Genomic DNA, 15,512 nt, shown 5'->3' on the forward strand with positions numbered 1-15,512 from the left:
GCAGCTATCCTTTACGCCAATCATTTCTAACTTCTAAATTCATGTTAATCAAACAATTAAAAGTTTATGATTTTTTGCATTCACCGATTGTTTGCCTGATATTTATATAATACGGTTAATCCGTCATAAACCAACATGGTGTATAAATTTTGCGCTAAGTTAATTTGCTTTCTACTGCTTGCAGGCATAAGTAATGCCCAGACTATCCTTAACGGTGATGATCCTCACATTCATTGTATGGGCCGTGTACAACTTAAAGACGGTAAGGCCCAATTGCAATGTTCAGGCACATCGGCCAAATCTAATTTCAATAGCACCAGCGTCAAAGTTTTGCTGAACGATGAAAAAGGCGGCAACTTTTTTAATGTTATAGTCGATGATAAGGTAACTAAGATCATCCTGCTGGATAAATCTGGGAGGCAATATGTTTTAGCGGAAAACCTTCCCGCAGGAAACCACTCGGTTGAATTATTTAAACGTACCGAAGCCGAAAATGGCAAGACCTGTTTTAACAGGTTTGTGCTGAATACGGGTGCAAAACTGCTGGCTGCCCCGTTGACAAAAAAACGTAGAATGGAAATGTATGGCAACTCCATTACATGCGGCCTCGCGATAGCTGATACGGTGAAAGGAGGGAACGGCGATGAAAACAACTATCTTTCTTATGGTGGGTTGACAGCCAAGCATTTTGACGAGAAGTATTCTTGCATTGCACGTATCGGAATAAGTATTGTGGTGAGCTGGTTCGCGGGAATTATCGCTGATATATATGACAGGCTGGATGAAACGGACCCAAATAGTAAATGGGATTTTTCTAAATATGCGCTCGATATTGTTATCACTGACCTCGGCCAAAATGATTTATGGATAGTGAAGCAGCCCGCTAACGAGCAGTATCAAGCATGGTTTGGCGCTACCGGGGCTACCGTGGATGTAATCGTTAACGGTTATGTTGGTTTTATAAATACTATCCGGAGCAGGTATCCTAAGGCTAAAATGATTGTAGGCTTAGGCAGCATGGATGCATCTAAAGAGGGATCTCTATGACCAGGCTATGTGGCAAACACGGTGAAAAAGATAAAAAGCAAAGATGGATATTCGCTGATCTTTCCCTACAATACAAGCACCAGCCCCTTTGAACACTCAAGTGTTGCCGAGCATAAAAAAATGGCCGACCAACTCATTGCATTTATTGACCAAAATACGAAGTAGTAATATGAAGATGTATTTTTATTTATGCCTGCTGACCGTTGCTCAAGCATCAGCCCAGCAGGTTATCGTGCCTGCCGGAAATTATCCGCCGCCGGTTATATTTACGCAAGAGCAGGATAAACAAAACATGATGGATCAGCTCGGCATTAAGGCTTTGCGTCCGGGACCGAGCGGGGACGAAAAAGCGCCTAATCATGCCAATACAGATGAAGCATTGGCTAACCCGTACCCTAACCTTCCGGACCCGTTGGTGCTAAAGAACGGCAAAAAAGTGACTACGCCTGCCATGTGGTTCAACCAGCGCCGGCCTGAAATCGTAGAAGACTTTGAACGCGAAATGTATGGCCGTGTACCTAAAAGCACGCCCAAAGTCACCTGGACGGTTAAAACCATAGACCATGAAATGGTGGGGCGTGCGCCGGTTACTGTCAAAGAACTGGTCGCGCACGTGGACAATACTGAATATCCCCTGATAAACGTCAATATTACCATGACATTGGTCATGCCGGCCAACGCTAAAGGCCCCGTGCCGCTTTTAATGATGTTCAGTCCGGGCCGTTTCCCGGCACCATCACAGCCCAACCGCGACCAGGTGATAAAGATTAATGAAGCCTTAAAAGCAGTACTATTAAAAACCGACCCGTCTTTAAAGGCGGTGTTTGAAGAACACCCTTTGTACAATCCGTATACCGTGCCCGATCCTCCTAACCCCTTCGCCTTTGCGCGGCAGCCGGCACCTAAGATCAGCCCAAATATCCCAGGTGTGGCCGGGGAAAATTATGACCAGCCTTCGACTGATCAGCTGATCGCTGATGGATGGGGTTACGCGCAAATCAATCCAAAAAGTATACAGGCAGATAATGGCGCGGAGACAACCCGGGGTATTATTGGATTAGTTAACAAAGGCCAGCCCCGAAAACCCGATGACTGGGGCGCATTGCGCGCCTGGGGATGGGGTGCCGGCCGTGGACTGGATTATTTGGAAACCAACGAACCTATGGTCGATGCCAAGCACGTGGGTATCGAGGGCGTTTCGCGTTATGGTAAAGCCGCATTGGTAACCATGGCTTATGACCAGCGTTTTTATATGGTACTGGTTGGTTCATCCGGCGAGGGCGGCGCGAAACTTAGCCGCCGCAACTGGGGCGAAATGGTAGAAAGCCTTAGCGGTGGCGCGCATTACTGGATGGCAGGTAATTTTATGAAATATGCGGCGGCAGAATCTAAATTTGGCAGTATGAATCCAGGTGATCTACCGGTTGACGCCCATGAATTGATCGCCCTTTGTGCGCCTCGCCTTACTTTTATCAGTTACGGTATCCCTGGAAAAGGCGATGCGCACTGGCTTGACCACCAGGGCAGCTATATGGCAACGGTCGCTGCGGGATCTGTATTTAAGCTGTTAGGCGTAAAAGATATAGGTGTATCAAACGACTACCATACCGAAAAAATGCCGCCGGTAAATACAGGCTTGCTTGACGGACAGTTAGCCTGGCGCCAGCACGACCAGGGGCATGAGGATCATGCCAATATGAAATATTTTATTGCTTGGGCAGATAAAAACATGAACCGCACGTCCGTAGCAGCCAATACTGCCCGCTAATGAATTTACGTCTTCCATTATGATTAGAATTAGATCTTTAATAGTAGTGGCTGCCGTTTGCTGCCTGTTTAATGCAAATGCGCAAACACCTGATATGCCGAGGCTGGTAAAAAAGGGCAATTATTTTCAGCTGTTGGTTGATCATAAACCCTACCTTATTTTGGGTGGTGAGTTGGGCAATTCAAGCGCATCGAGCAAAACTTATATGAAACCCATATGGGCTAAGCTGAAAAAGATGAATTTAAACACCGTTATCGTCCCGGTTTATTGGGAACTGATGGAGCCGGAGGAAGGAAAGTTTAATTTCACACTGGTTGATTACCATATCAAAGCTGCCCGCGAAAACCATTTGAAACTGGTACTACTCTGGTTTGGTTCCTGGAAAAACAGTATGTCGTGTTATGCTCCCAGGTGGGTTAAAACTAACGAAGCCCGTTTTCCAAGAACAAAAGATAAAATAGGCAAACCGCAGGAGATACTGACGCCTTTCAACAAAGACAATCTCAAAGCAGATAAAAGCGCTTTTGTTAAACTGATGCAGCATTTAAAAAAAACGGATGTACAACATACCGTTATCGCAGTTCAGGTCGAAAATGAAATAGGGATGTTACCGAATGCGCGCAGTTATGACGATGCCGCTAACCGTTCTTTTCAGCAAGCGGTACCTGCACAGTTTATGAACTATCTTCAAAAAAACAAGGAGATATTACTGCCCGAAATTAAAGCTATCTGGCAACGAAATGGCTATAAAACGGCAGGCAATTGGGAAGATATATTTGGCAAAGGGCTGGTTACGGATGAAATATTTACAGCATGGTATTTTGCTGTTTATGTCAATGAGATTACATCGGCGGGTAAGGCTCAATATCATTTGCCTATGTACTTAAATGCCGCGCTTAACCGACCCAATGTTGACCCGGGTGCGTATCCAAGCGGCGGCCCCCTCCCGCATATCATGGATATCTGGAAAGCAGGCGCACCGGCTATTGATATATTAGCGCCCGACTTTTATTTTCCCAATTTCCAGCATTGGGCAGACCTGTACACCCGTACCGCCAACCCTTTATTTATCCCCGAAATAAAATTTGAAAGAGGCGATGATGCAAAAGCGTTTTTCGCGTTTGGAAATTATAATTGCCTTTCATTTTCTCCTTTTTCTATTGAATCTACCGAAACGCCGCAAAAAGAGCCGATTGGCAAAGCCTACCACATCTTAGGACAATTAACCCCGTTGATTGCAAAATACGCCCCAATGGGCACCGTAAAAGGCTTCTTGTTTGATAAAGATTCGGTTACAAAAAAGGTTAAACTGGGCAACTATCTACTGACGATTAAGCATGAGTATGCGCTGGGCTGGTCGCCAGGGTCTAAGGACGATACCTGGCCGCAAACCGGGGGCATCATCATTTGCGTTGCGCCGGATGAATTTTATGTTGCCGGGACAGGCATCGTAGTTACTTATGAGCCGTTGGGTAATAGTAAAAAAGCCGGGTTATTAAGTGTAGATGAAGGGCATTTTAAACTTAGCAAATGGATCCCGGGCAGAATAATGAATGGCGATCAGGATCACCAGGGAAGGCATGTCCGGATACCTGTTTATGAGTATAACATCCAGCATGTAAAAGCATATACCTATTGATTAAATTACGTTCCAGCCTAGTTCTATAGTGAGAGACCTGCGAAGCACATAGTTCTGGAACAGCCCGCCTTTTAACCGTTCGGGGTATCATTTGGTAATTTACGTTAAGCTTGTCATCTAATGTTATGGCACAAAGCAATGATAGTGGTTCGTCGGGGATTCCGACGAGAATCGAGCCTAATCGGCAACTATCATATTTTCAGCGCATTACAAGCATCGAGTTTCCTTACTCCATGAGTCGCTCACTGCTTTTGACTACGTTTTAGCTGCAATTGCTATGATATAAAGATACCAATTGGGACGTGTTTCCTAAAATATTCATATTAAACCCAAGTATTTGCGGCAAAAAAGTTTACTATCTGTGCAAAACCGTCGAAGAATAGCCCAACATTCATAACCATATGACTTTCAGCTGCTTGTCGATAAGTGTCGTTGTTTTGCTATTTTTATATCTGGTTGATTTTAAAATATTTACTAAATGTTGATTTATACTTTTTAATCAGATGCCAGCCTTTCGCCTTTTACGGATAGGACCATTTGTACTGCAGAAAGGAGTAATCTCTACAGCATCAATCCTGATAAATGTGAAATTAGGCAGCAGGGTGATAGTTTAAAGTAAAGTGAATTGGTTTACCGCACACCTGCTGCTTAATTTAGATACTACTGGGTTTTAAGCATGGGGTTGGCTGCGTAAGCAGTCCAGAGTTCATCAAGTTTGCTGCCGGTGAGCTTCTGCCATATAGCGGGTTGATAATTACCTTGCCGCAATGCTTCATCCAGCTTTTTTACGATGTTCTTGTTTTTGTATTGCTCTACCCACACCAGGAAGCGCGCCGCCACCCTGTAGGAGTTTTTATAACTTTGTCCGTTTTGGAAGGCCGGCAAAGCCCATCCGGATTTTGAATTGTTTACACCAAATGTATAACGGGCGTAATCGGCAATGCCATCGGTAAGCCAGTTATCAGGTACATTGTAGGTGTAACCCTGCACAATATGCATCAACTCATGCGTGAACACGTCAATATCTTCGGGATTTTTAGTTAGCCAATCCTGATCAATTTTAACCACACCGTTCAGCGTGGCCGCTACACCTTTATAGTCGTTACCAATTAAGATTGTTACGGTGCGCAAAGCTTTTTTATTGTATCGTTTAACTTCCCGAGGGTAGATCTGCCAAAATGCATTTTTTATACGCTGTAAGGTTTCGGCTGAGAACAGTGAATCTTTATTGATCGTGATCAATGTAAAGCCGTTCTTACTGTTCTGGCTGCGCGTGTGGAAGCCGGAGGTATCAATATCCTGCCATTGGCGTTTGTTTTGCGCGTTAACGCGGATGGCTGCCGTTAATAGAAATATAGCCGGAATAATTTTGAAAACGATTTTCATATTAGCGGATAAATTTAGCCAGCGTAATTTCCAGTGCATCGCCGCGCAGGTTTTTGGCGATTATTTTTCCGGATGGATCAATCAGAAAATTTTGAGGGATGGCCTGAACGCCGTAAAGCCTGGCAGCGGCGTTGTTCCAATAGTTAAGGTCAGACACCTGCGTCCATGGCAATCCGTCTTGTTTTATCGCGGCAAGCCAGGCATTTTTTTTCCCCGGCTGGTCAAGTGATATGCCCAATACGGTGAAATTTTTATCCTTATATTTGTTATAGACCTTTAGTACGTTAGGGTTTTCCGCACGGCAGGGGCCGCACCAGGATGCCCAAAAATCAAGTAATACATATTTACCTCTAAAATCGGTCAGGCTTACGTTGTTACCATTTACATCAGGCTCGGTAAATACCGGGGCAAGGGCGCCTATACCTGTAGAGCCGTTGTCGTACAATATCTCCGCGAGTTTTTTTCCTTTCGGCATATTGCGTAAGCTTACATCCAGTTTTTTAAATAAAGGCTCAATCAGCGTAATGTTCGGGTTTTTACCGGCAAGTTCACTTAACGCTTCCAAACTTAAAAATGACGATGGGTTTTGCCGGATATAAATGTATTTAAGCGAGTCGGACACCTTAACGGCCTGCTTTAATTTAGCCGTCATCTCAGCCATAAATTGACTGCCCTTTTTCTTTTCCGCTCCTGCTGCTGTAAAGGCTGCGTTTACTTCCTTTGATGTTTTTTCTACAGGGGCTAATACGGTTGCCCGGTAGCGCAGGTATTGTTTGTTTATTTCTGAACCGCTGATAACTGCATTTTTTACAGAATCGGTACCATTCACCGCAATATTACCCTGATCAACGTATAGCAGTAAGGCATCATTGGTTTTACTCCATTTAGGGCTATTACCAACAAGCAGCTGAGCCTTAAACGGCTCGGCAGTTTGGCTTTTAAATTTAACGTCGCCGTTTTTAAATACAGCCGAATCAATCACCCGGCTGTCGGTCCAGCCATATTGTGTAATCAGGTAAGCTTTGGCCGGCACTTTTAAGCCATTCAACTTGATGTTTATTTGGCAGGGCCGGGTTTGTGCAAGGCTGCAGATGCATAACATCATAACCAGGCCGGTAACAATATATTTTTTCATTATTCAATTATTAATCCAGGTGTGCTGTTGGGCACACCTGGTCTGTATTAATCAGTAACCCGGAGTTTGTACCATGTTAGGGTTATAGCTCATTTCGGTTAAAGGGATTGGCCAGAATTGCTTGTAGCTTGCCCACACGCCGCTACCCTTCAGCGCCAGCATAGTGGCATCAAGCGTGCCGGTGCGGCGCAGGTCAAAAAAGCGGTTGCCCATTTCGGTAAATAACTCCACGCGGCGCTCTTGCGCAACGGCAGTAAGTAAATCCGTTTGCATACCTGCGGTAGTGTTAGGCAGCCCGGCCCGGGTTCTTACTACATTGATATCCGCCTGGGCTCCGGTTATGTTTTTCAGCTGAGCGCGTGCCTCTGCACGGATCAGGTACATCTCGGCCAGCCTTAATATCACGGAGCGTTCGTTACCTATCACATTCGATTTGTACTTATTCGGGAAGTAGTAGGTAGCGTTAGGTGTGATGCCGGTATAGGTTGTTGATCTTACCCAATTGGTATAGCGCGCATCATTAGCCTCAAAACTCAGCCGCAATGAATTGGTTAGCTGCCCGAATACGTTCAGCTTAACGGGATCGGTAGCCGTTATCGCCGGCATGGCATTGTTGTATATGGTATATTCGTTGGTCGGAACGTCGTTGGTGGTGGCCATAGCCCATATAGTTTCTGCACTGTTGGTTAAAAATACGCTTGCTGGAGCTACCATTTTAAACAACGTGGTATTGCTGATCACGGAATCGGCCATTGCCGCAGCGTTCGTCCAGTCGCGGGTGGTCAGGTACATTTTGGCCAGCATGGCTTCTGCTGCATAACGGTTAGGCCGCGCCCGGTCTGATGTGGCAGTGCCGTAGCCGTTCATAAAGTCGGTTGGCAATAATGACTTGGCTTTAAGCAAATCTGAAATAATCTGTCCGTAAACCTGGCTTTGCGGTGCCCGCGATAGTTTGGAGGTTACATTAAAATCGGAGGTTAAAGCCAGGGCTGCATCGCCGTAAAGGCTGGTCAAATAATAATAATCAAAGGCACGTAAAAAATAGCATTCGCCCAGCCATTGGTTTTTAAAATAGAGTTTGGAAGGTGTAGTGTTTATACCCTCTATAGCCAAATTCAAAGCGTATATTTTTGAGTAGGTGGGCGACCAATAATTAATATTCGCTGCTAAAATGCTGTTGGCATAAGCTTGCTGAACAGGGGTATTGGATGTTGAGTTTGGCATTACGGCCAGCTCATCAGTATAAAAGCCGGTAAACTGTGCAAAGTTTGACGGGCCGCTGCTGTTCAGAGCGTTTAAGGAGCCTGTTACTATAGACGCCACCGAGTTATCCGAAACATAGGCGTCGGTACCGGCAATGGTACCTGCCGGCAACTCGCTGTTATTTAAATATTTTTGACAGCCTGTGAGCAGCAGCGAAGATGTCAGCACCATTGCCACAGCCTTGATATGTGTATTTTTGATCTTCATTTTTAATCTGATTAATTATTTAAAAAGAGACGTTTAACCCCGCGGTAATTACGCGCATAGGTGGAATAACGGTGATACTTAGATTTTCAGGATCAAGGCCGCCCAGGTTGGAGATGGTTAACAGGTTCTGGCCCTGTGCATAAACTGACAACGCCTTTACATGCATTTTAGAAAGCATATTGCCTGCAAAGTTATACCTGAGGCTGGCATTTTGCAGCCTGGCGTAAGTAGCATTGCTGTAAGCAGCCGTGCTGTTAGTGTAGACCTGCGAAAAATTCAGCAGATTGGTTATGGTTGCGCTAACTTTAGGTACAGTGGTTATATCGCCCGGGTTTTGCCAGCGGTTAAGCCAAACCGTACCGCCGTTAACGCCGTTGTAACCTACCGGGAAGCCATTTTGGGCTACCGCGTTGAGTGACAAACGACTGGTGAAAGTAAAGGAGAAATCCAGCGAAAGTTGTTTGTAAGTGACGGTATTTTGAAAACCACCATAGTACTTGGGCGAAAGATCCCTGAATTCTGTTTTATCTGCACTACCCAAGCTCGGATCATCTGCGGTAATTCCTTTTGCATTGGTATAGGAGGGATTACCGGTTTGCGGGTTTACGCCGGCAAAATTATATAGCAAAGTGCCCGTAACGGGTTTATCAATAATGTAATTAGGCCCTAACGAATAATAAGTAGGCAGTTTAAGCAGTTTGCTTGTTGGGATAGACATATTGAAGCGTGTTGTCCAGCTTAAGCTTTTGGTCCTGATATTGTTGGTGCTTAAGCTCATCTCCCAGCCGCTGGTGCGGATAACCGCATCAGTATTTACGGGATAGCTGCCCACCCCGGTAACGGCGGACAGGGGAATGTTGATGAGCTGATTGCTTGCAATATTACGGTAGTAATTGCCCTCAACATAAATTCTGTCTTTCAGAAAGCCCAGTTCAATGCCTATTTCCTTATTTTTGTTATGTTCCCAGCTCAATTCGGGATTGGCCAGCCCGGATGGGTTTAAAATGGTTTTACCCGCGTAAGTACCCGAGGACGCCGTATATTTGCTTAGATAGGCAAAATCGTTTATGGCATCGCCACCTAATATACCTGTGCTGGCGCGTATCTTACCATAACTTAAAAAGCGGAGGTTGTTTTTAATAAGATCTTCCTCGCTAAATATCCAGGCGGCGGCTACCGAACCGAAATTCCCGAATTTCTTGTTGGGGCCAAAGCGGGTGGACCCATCGCGCCTTCCGTTTAAGTTGACGATGTACTTTTGATTCCAAACCAGCTTCATGATGGCGTATGCGCCCAGATCGCGATAAGGGGTCCTGCCATAGGTTGTGGTGATGTTAGTGCCCGCGGAAGGATTACTGAGCAAAGCATCGGAAGCAAAGCCCGTACCTGATATTTCATCTACGGTATTCAGGTTATTATCAATTTTGCCACCCAGTTTAAAACTAAAATCGCCTTTGTTAAAAAAAGTGCTGGCATATTCGGCATAAGGTTCTATGGTGATATTACGAACCTGGTAGTGGTGGAAAATGCTGTGTGTTGAGGCGGCCGCGTTGGCTGTTGATGGCGGCATGGTTGTAGTAGGATAACCCATCAGTTCCTCGCCGCTGATGTTGTTATAGCCCACGTTGGCGCGCAGTGATAAGCCCTTAACAGGCCGGTATATCAGGCTGGTATTGGCCAAGAGGTTATTGGTTACCGCCCTGTAGGTGCGGTTAAAATCGCCCGTAAAGTTTACAATATTGCTATCCCAATTTACGCTGCCGTCAGGTAAAAACGGGTCGGGCGCATTAGGCGGCGTCAACGACATCAGCCTGCTGAAATCATAAGGAACCATCGTATTCACGTTAGAAAGGTAGGTACCTGCAATGTTATAGCTGAACTTATTATCGGCACTGTTAGTATTAATCGAAAACCTTAACGATCCGTCAATATTTGAGCCCTTGTGCCGTTGAATATTCCCGTTGTTGCGTAAACTGCCGCCAACCAGGTAGCTGCTATTTAACGTACCGCCACCATAGGTGAGGTTAAGGTTGCCGGTTTGTGCCAGGCCGCCCAGCAGTTCCTTTTTAAAATCAACGTTACGGTTGGTAGGGAAGGTGCCGTTTAAATCTTTGTCGCTTGCGCCAACCGGAGTTCCGTCATTCTTTAACGCCTCCCTTCTCAGCATCAGGTATTGATCTGTGTTCATCGGCTGCACTGTCTGACCCAGCAAGGATACCCCATTGTAGATATTAACCGTTAAGGTAGCAGGGCCGGGCTTGGCTTTTTTTGTGGTGATCAGCACCACGCCATAGGCACCTGAGGCGCCGTATAACGAAGTGGCGTCCGCATCTTTCAGTACACTGATGCTTTCTATATCATTAGGGTTTAAAAAGTTAAGACCGTTGCCACCCTGTATAAAATTGCCCGTGCCATATAGCGTGTTGTTTTCCATCGGTAGTTTTGCGCCTGGATAAGTTACACCATCAACTACTACCAGCGGAGCAGGAGCTCCATTGGCGCTGCTAAAGTTAGCGGCATCGCGCAGCCTTAAAGAGAATGCGCCTCCGGGCTGGCCGGTAGCTTGCTGTATAAACAAGCCGGGTACTTTGCCCTGCATAGCCTCCAGCACGTTACTCACCGGGTTCTTTTCAATCTCAGCGCCTGTTATGGTAGTTACATCGCCGGTATTAAGACGTTTGGTGGTGGTTCCGTAGGCAATTACCTGTACCTGGTCCAGGTTGTTGATGTCGGGTTTCATCGAAATAACCGCCGACTTTTTCATTGCACTCACAGGAAGTTCAATGCTGGTGAAACCGATATAAGATACCTGTAATATTGCATTATCATCCGGCACTGTAATAACAAACTCTCCCTTTTCGTTAGTGATTACTGTATAACGCGGATTGCCTTTTACTTTAATGGTTACACCCGGTAAAAACATGTTCTGTTCATCAACAACTTTACCTGTAACTATCCGCGGCGGAGCTTTTTCTGCCGGTAAATCCTGCGGCTGCCTGGAATGAATAACAATAATATTGTTTTCGATAGTAAAGCTTAAGGCTTGCTTGTTAAGGCACCTGGCAAGCGCGTCTTTAAGTTCGGCATCTTTAATATGGACGCTAACAGGCTTCGACTGCGATAGCAGGTCGTCAGTATAAAAAAAGTCGATGCCGGTTTGCTTTCTGATCTCTTTAAAAACCTGTGCAAGCGGTGCTTTTTCCAGGTTAAGGGTAACGCGCTGGGCATAACTTGCAGCACTTACCTGAATAATGGCCGCGGTGAGTATCAGTATTATCAATTTCATAACGCGCAACAGTTTTAGCGCGCAGGCCGGGGGCCTGCCTAATTTTTCAGGACAAAAATTCATACATTTGTTGAGGTTAATTCACGTTGCGGACCTGCCTCCAAGCAATTAGCCCGCAGCGCGAATGATTCTTAATTAATTTGTTTGGCTTACCTGCCAGGCTTACATTTTAACCGGTAGTGTTCCACCACTTCCGGTTATTTTTTGCCCGGCTATAAAGAGCAGGGTTAATGTGGTTTGTACAGTTCTGTCATACTTGATTGGGGTTAATGTGTTTAACTTTAATTGAATTTTATTTGTTAACGATGGTTAAAACTTTATCATGCACCGTAAACTTTACTGTAGCGCTTGATTCGAGCATTTTTAACACCGCAGATAAATTGCGCGAACGGGACACTACGCCGCTAAAAGTAAGCTTGCTGTTGCTGTAGCTGCCGTAATTGATATCCACATCGTACCAGCGGGCAAGTTTGCGCATGATGGCCGGCAGGGTTTGGCTTTTAAATACAAAATCTCCTTCCTTCCAATCCACAGCAGCCTCTACATCGGCCTGTGTAACCTTGATGTTGTTTGCTGAACTTACCAGCGACTGCTCACCGGGTTTAAGTAAAGCCATATTTGTACCGGCGCTAACGCGCACCAAGCCTTGCAGCAGTGTGGTATTGATTAATGGTTCGTCCGCATAGGCATTAATGTTGAAATGCGTACCCAGTACCTCAACCGTTTGTTCCCCGCACGTTACCTTAAAAGGTTTATCCGCGTTGTGGGCAACTTCAAAGTACGCCTCCCCGGTAATTTCAATCCTGCGTTCAGGGCCGTTAAAAACAGTTGGATACTTGATGGATGAGGAAGCATTGAGCCATACGCCGGTACCATCAGAGAGTATCAGGTGATGCTGACCTCCGCGCGGCGTACTTACGCTGTTAAAAACAGTAGGCATATTGACCCGTGCCGGAGCAGGTTCGTCTGTTTTATAGCTCAGTTCGCCGTCGGCCTTTTTTTCTACCACCGCTTCACCCTGGTGGGCTATCGGTCCGTTTTGCACGCCCCCTAAAAATATCTTATGGCCGTTAGCCAGCGTAAGTACCGCTTTGTTTGAACCCGGAAGCGCATCGTTATGCAGCTTTACCGTTTGTTGCACATGAGGAGCAGCCTTATATAAAAAATATGAAGCCGCGCCTGCCATCAGGATAACAGCTGCCGCAGCAGATAACCATGCGCTTAAGCGCCGCACTTTTGCGTTGCCCGGTATTACCAGTTTAAGCCCGGCTATGTTGTTCAGCTGTTCTTCGGTAACCGGCGCAAGGTCGGCAGCTTCCATTTGCTGGTACCAGGCTTCAATTATGGCCTGTTCCTGAGGCGTACAGGTACCCGAATTGTATTTATGCAGTAACTCTTTAAACGAATTATCCATTTCTCCCCTTGATGGTATTTATTGTATGGCAGGTAACCATATACCCAAGGGCTATTGCATGTTAAAAAAAAATTAAACCCTAACTCCGCTAATTTAGGTAGTCTATGTCAATAGATTTAAAGAGGTCTTTTGTCTTTTTTGTTATTTCGGATCTTACCCAGGTGTTTCGGATTTTAGTTTGGTAGATGCTTTTTGATATTTCTACTATGTCCTTTGGTGCATATTTTGAAAGTTTGTTTGCTGTTTTTAGTCGTGTATACAACCTGTAGTATGCGATCATGGCTATAAAATTTGCCATTAACCATCCTTCCAGCACATATCGGTTCTGCATGTAGGTTTTGTCTGCAAGCAGGAAGTGCTTGTAGGCGTCAAACATGACTTCTATTTCATTGCGCTGTTTGTAGGTTTCATATAACATTTGTGCGGACACCGCTTCAGGCAGGTGATTCGTGAGTGTAAGTGTTCCAAAACGGTCAACCCGTTCAAAGAAATCAACTTCTTTATACTTATCAGGATGTGTTTGAGTACGGGTAAGGAAATCAGCTTCTTCTTCTACTCTAAGGCGCTCGTCAAGGTAAGTAGTTAGCATCAGTCCTTCTTTTTCATATTCATAATACCAGACCACCCTCTTCTGATAGGTGAAATAATTCTTTATACCTTTTTTAAAATTGGCTTGCTGTAGCGGTTCATAATCTATGAGATTATTATTTCTGTATAGTGGGATAATGAAATGAATGGAGGCAGTTTTGAGGTCAGCGACGTTTTTCTTGCTGTAAAATCCCTTGTCGGCAATGAAAACCACATCTTTGATATTTAGTTCGTCTACACATATCTTCATCGATGTAACGTCAGTAATATTCCCATTGATAAGTCTATAATACACCGGTTGTTGCATTTGTGCAGAAAAAATGTACATCAGGCGTATTTGTGGATCATAGCTATGCTGTGGATTATAACCCATTGCGTTGACTGAAAGATGTTCTGAAAGGGATGGTATGTGCGTAGAATCAATCATTACAAATTTATCCTGCATAGCTTCCCTTACCCCTAATCTGCCTTTCATCCAGCCCAGCAATAGTTCTCTGTTTTCTCCTACATATTTCAATGCAGCTGTAATTGCTTTGTCATCAAGACCTTTTGTGACCCAGTTCAGAGAACAGTAGTCATGTGCATGTTGAAACGGCATACGCTTTATTGGGTGCTGATAAGCAAAACGCATCATTGCTACTGTCAATAATGTTTGACTAACAGGCTCTGGGAAGAGTGTAAGTAAACTGGGAAGATCCTCAGCAAGCAAAGACGTAAAGAGATTATACAATCCGTATGTTTTGATATCTACTACCGGCAGGCTGTTGCCTTTATCTTTTATTAGTTTTTTATCCGACGGGACAAAGCCCTCCTTCTCGGTGATTTTACCAAGAAGTTCCAGGGTTATTTTATCCGTCCGCTTTTTTTCAGAATTATAACGATACTCAACAGCGTACTTGTAAAATGTACCCTTGATAAGCCTGATCTCTGTTTTTGGCTCTTTAAATTTTTGAATCCAGGAAGGTAACGACATAGACAACCTAATTAGGTAGCCCAAAATAAACAAAAAAAGGAACAATCAAGCGTTGTTCCACTATATTTTTCAAAATAGACGGGGTAATTATGCGGAGTTAGGGGTTAAATAATTGTTGGCTACAGGTAATGTGTCATAATGAGCACCAGTAAACCTAACTTCATGCGGAGTATTTTTAAGGCAGCTTTAATATGATTTTTTACCGTAAACTCTGATATTTCAAGCTTTTCAGCAATTTGTTTATGGCTGAGGTGCTCCTTGCGGCTTAGCAGAAAAACTTCACGCATTTTGGGGGGGAGGGCTTCAATTTCGCGGTCTATCATCGCCTGCATTTCCTTCTCGCGCATTTGCAGATCGGTTACATAATGCTGATCGCTGATAAAATCTTTGAAAGAGGCGGCATAACGCGCTTCTACACCGCGGTGCTCTATAAAATTAAGTACTTTGTTACGAACAAGAGTGTATAAATACGCGCCGGTATTTTTAACCTCAGGAAGACTGGCATGGTTAAGCCACATCATCGAGAACACTTCCTGCACAATTTCTTTCGCTTCTTCAAAATTGCCCAGCTTTTTGTAAGCGTGGAGTATTAAAATTCCTTTGTATCTGTTATAAAGTTCGGTAAAAGCATCCCGGCTGCCGTTTTTCAGCATTGATATTAAATCTTCGTCTAAATTATCAGTCGGGGAATTCATTTAAAACGGCTAATTGATCAAAAATAATAAATTAACACGAGTACATTGCATTAACAGCAGGGCTGACGCATAAGAATAGTTAAAAGTTGATATGGTTATGAACAAAGTGTT

At 44.6% G+C, this 15,512-nt stretch carries 11 protein-coding genes; 4 read left to right on the forward strand and 7 right to left on the reverse strand.

Translation table 11 applies throughout. The features are described from left to right. Window positions 1-135 precede the first annotated feature (135 nt). The 4 genes from BDD43_RS05405 to BDD43_RS05415 are packed head-to-tail and all read left to right on the forward strand — an operon-like array spanning window position 136 to window position 4,454. Window positions 136-1,047, forward strand: a complete 912-nt coding sequence (locus tag BDD43_RS05405) for an SGNH/GDSL hydrolase family protein (protein ID WP_008507836.1) — start codon at window positions 136-138, stop codon at window positions 1,045-1,047. A gap of 21 nt (window positions 1,048-1,068) precedes the next feature. Then, window positions 1,069-1,212 carry a hypothetical protein gene (locus BDD43_RS29920; RefSeq protein ID WP_157543924.1) on the forward strand — a complete coding sequence of 48 codons (144 nt, stop codon included), beginning with the start codon at window positions 1,069-1,071 and terminating at the stop codon, window positions 1,210-1,212. 4 nt (window positions 1,213-1,216) lie between these two features. Beyond that, on the forward strand, window positions 1,217-2,815 hold the full coding sequence (locus BDD43_RS05410; RefSeq protein WP_040626038.1) for a glucuronyl esterase domain-containing protein: 1,599 nt from the start codon (window positions 1,217-1,219) through the stop codon (window positions 2,813-2,815). A gap of 19 nt (window positions 2,816-2,834) precedes the next feature. Continuing rightward, the gene (locus BDD43_RS05415; protein WP_008507838.1) at window positions 2,835-4,454 is read left to right on the forward strand and encodes a GH35 family beta-galactosidase; all 1,620 of its coding nucleotides are present in this window, start codon (window positions 2,835-2,837) and stop codon (window positions 4,452-4,454) included. 660 nt (window positions 4,455-5,114) lie between these two features. On the opposite strand, the gene BDD43_RS05420 is transcribed toward BDD43_RS05415, so the two are convergent. The 7 genes from BDD43_RS05420 to BDD43_RS05450 all read right to left on the reverse strand — a co-directional run bounded on the left by BDD43_RS05420 (window position 5,115) and on the right by BDD43_RS05450 (window position 15,401). After that, complete coding sequence (locus tag BDD43_RS05420) at window positions 5,115-5,840, reverse strand: basic secretory protein-like protein (protein WP_008507839.1); 726 nt, start codon at window positions 5,838-5,840, stop codon at window positions 5,115-5,117. Between the two features lies 1 nt (window position 5,841). Further along, window positions 5,842-6,975: a TlpA disulfide reductase family protein gene (locus BDD43_RS05425; protein WP_008507841.1), complete on the reverse strand. Its 1,134-nt coding sequence runs from the start codon at window positions 6,973-6,975 to the stop codon at window positions 5,842-5,844. A 51-nt stretch (window positions 6,976-7,026) separates the two neighbouring features. Next, window positions 7,027-8,445, reverse strand: a complete 1,419-nt coding sequence (locus BDD43_RS05430) for a RagB/SusD family nutrient uptake outer membrane protein (RefSeq protein ID WP_008507843.1) — start codon at window positions 8,443-8,445, stop codon at window positions 7,027-7,029. Between the two features lie 19 nt (window positions 8,446-8,464). Beyond that, the gene (locus BDD43_RS05435; protein ID WP_162846988.1) at window positions 8,465-11,731 is read right to left on the reverse strand and encodes a SusC/RagA family TonB-linked outer membrane protein; all 3,267 of its coding nucleotides are present in this window, start codon (window positions 11,729-11,731) and stop codon (window positions 8,465-8,467) included. 292 nt (window positions 11,732-12,023) lie between these two features. Beyond that, window positions 12,024-13,145: a FecR family protein gene (locus BDD43_RS05440; protein WP_008507848.1), complete on the reverse strand. Its 1,122-nt coding sequence runs from the start codon at window positions 13,143-13,145 to the stop codon at window positions 12,024-12,026. An 88-nt stretch (window positions 13,146-13,233) separates the two neighbouring features. Continuing rightward, window positions 13,234-14,706, reverse strand: a complete 1,473-nt coding sequence (locus BDD43_RS05445; protein WP_121195838.1) for a transposase — start codon at window positions 14,704-14,706, stop codon at window positions 13,234-13,236. Between the two features lie 119 nt (window positions 14,707-14,825). After that, the gene (locus BDD43_RS05450) at window positions 14,826-15,401 is read right to left on the reverse strand and encodes an RNA polymerase sigma-70 factor (RefSeq protein ID WP_008507850.1); all 576 of its coding nucleotides are present in this window, start codon (window positions 15,399-15,401) and stop codon (window positions 14,826-14,828) included. Between the last annotated feature and the right edge of the window lie 111 nt (window positions 15,402-15,512).

The sequence above is a fragment of the Mucilaginibacter gracilis genome (assembly GCF_003633615.1).
Taxonomy (GTDB): Bacteria; Bacteroidota; Bacteroidia; order Sphingobacteriales; family Sphingobacteriaceae; genus Mucilaginibacter; species Mucilaginibacter gracilis.

Bases quoted from the DNA above. Each gene is read 5' to 3' on its own strand.
- BDD43_RS05450 (WP_008507850.1), bottom strand. From the start codon at position 15,401: ATGAATTCCCCGACTGATAATTTAGACGAAGATTTAATATCAATGCTG.
- BDD43_RS05445 (WP_121195838.1), bottom strand. From the start codon at position 14,706: ATGTCGTTACCTTCCTGGATTCAAAAATTTAAAGAGCCAAAAACAGAG.
- BDD43_RS05425 (WP_008507841.1), bottom strand. From the start codon at position 6,975: ATGAAAAAATATATTGTTACCGGCCTGGTTATGATGTTATGCATCTGC.
- BDD43_RS05420 (WP_008507839.1), bottom strand. From the start codon at position 5,840: ATGAAAATCGTTTTCAAAATTATTCCGGCTATATTTCTATTAACGGCA.
- BDD43_RS05435 (WP_162846988.1), bottom strand. From the start codon at position 11,731: ATGAAATTGATAATACTGATACTCACCGCGGCCATTATTCAGGTAAGT.
- BDD43_RS05415 (WP_008507838.1), top strand. From the start codon at position 2,835: ATGATTAGAATTAGATCTTTAATAGTAGTGGCTGCCGTTTGCTGCCTG.
- BDD43_RS05405 (WP_008507836.1), top strand. From the start codon at position 136: ATGGTGTATAAATTTTGCGCTAAGTTAATTTGCTTTCTACTGCTTGCA.
- BDD43_RS05430 (WP_008507843.1), bottom strand. From the start codon at position 8,445: ATGAAGATCAAAAATACACATATCAAGGCTGTGGCAATGGTGCTGACA.
- BDD43_RS05440 (WP_008507848.1), bottom strand. From the start codon at position 13,145: ATGGATAATTCGTTTAAAGAGTTACTGCATAAATACAATTCGGGTACC.
- BDD43_RS05410 (WP_040626038.1), top strand. From the start codon at position 1,217: ATGAAGATGTATTTTTATTTATGCCTGCTGACCGTTGCTCAAGCATCA.